The following is an 806-nucleotide window of genomic DNA, read 5'->3' as shown; positions in this document are numbered from 1 at the left end:
GGCGGCCACGCTGCACGCCGACGGCGCGGTGACCCTGCGCAACGTGCCCGCCTATCGCTATCGCCGGCACGTCTCAGTGCAGGTGCCCGGCCACGGCGCGGTGGTGGGTGATATCGCCTGGGGCGGCAATTGGTTTTTCCTGGTGTCCGACCACGGCCAGGCGCTGCAGATGAGCAACGTCGACGCCCTCACCGACTACACCTGGGCCATGCTCAAGGCCCTTGAAGCCCAGGGCATCTACGGCGAAGACGGCGCGCTGATCGACCACATCGAACTGTTCGCCGACGACACTGAGGCCGACAGCCGCAACTTCGTGATGTGCCCCGGCAAGGCCTATGACCGCTCCCCCTGCGGCACCGGCACCAGCGCCAAGCTCGCCTGCCTGGCGGCCGACGGCAAACTCGGCCCCGGTGAACCCTGGGTCCAGGCCAGCATCACCGGCAGCCAATTCCAGGCCCGCTACGAATGGGACGGCGAGCGCGTACGCCCGTTCATCACTGGCCGCGCCCACATGACCGCCGACAGCATCTTGCTGATCGACGAGCAGGACCCGTTTGCCTGGGGCATCTGAGCCCTTCCCCCCTACTCAATACCAAGGAGTCAGCACCATGAGCGACAACATCTTCACCGGTTGCATGCCCGCCCTGATGACGCCGTGCACCCCCGCGCGCAAACCGGACTTCGATGCCCTGGTGGCCAAGGGTCGCGAATTGATCGATATCGGCATGAGCGCCGTGGTGTATTGCGGTTCCATGGGCGATTGGCCGCTGCTCACTGAAGCCGAGCGCCAGGAAGGCGTGGCGCGC

At 66.5% G+C, this 806-nt stretch carries 1 protein-coding gene and 1 pseudogene; both read left to right on the top strand.

Annotation, left to right across the window (positions count from 1 at the left end):
- Positions 1-571 (top strand): proline racemase family protein (locus tag BFP96_RS00320; RefSeq protein WP_177343726.1); only part of this gene is annotated, 571 nt, incomplete at its 5' end.
- Between the two features lie 37 nt (positions 572-608).
- Positions 609-806: pseudogene (locus BFP96_RS00315) on the top strand (dihydrodipicolinate synthase family protein); the annotation flags it as partial.

The sequence above is a fragment of the Pseudomonas sp. 34 E 7 genome, assembly GCF_900005715.1.
Classification (GTDB): domain Bacteria; phylum Pseudomonadota; class Gammaproteobacteria; order Pseudomonadales; family Pseudomonadaceae; genus Aquipseudomonas; species Aquipseudomonas orientalis_A.
Note: the sequence above shows the minus strand (reverse complement) of the source record. Positions and strands in the feature narration are given on the sequence as shown.